Annotated in this window: 1 protein-coding gene; it reads left to right on the top strand. The window is 50.6% G+C overall.

Going from position 1 to position 231, the window contains the following annotated elements; translation table 11 throughout:
* Positions 1-28 precede the first annotated feature (28 nt).
* Positions 29-231 (top strand): hypothetical protein (locus tag AC6UDE_RS07255; RefSeq protein WP_500697073.1); only part of this gene is annotated, 203 nt, incomplete at its 3' end.

Genomic DNA, 231 nt, shown 5'->3' with positions numbered 1-231 from the left:
AGCTAAAATTGACGGCCGCGAAGTGGATTTGAACGCAAAAATTGAACCTACTGATGCTGTTTTATCAATCGAGCCCATCGCAGCGGATTCACGCGAAGGACTCGAAGTAATTCGCCATTCCGCGGCGCATTTGCTTGCCGCCGCAATTCTGGATCTGTTTCCCGGAACCAAATTGGGTGTCGGTCCGGCTCTGATGGATGATCCCCGCTACGGTTTCTATTATGACGTCAT

The sequence above is a fragment of the Fructilactobacillus sp. X2R5C3 genome, assembly GCF_059901325.1.
The sequence above is the reverse complement of the archived record's forward strand: the minus strand, read 5'-3'. Positions and strand labels throughout refer to the sequence as shown.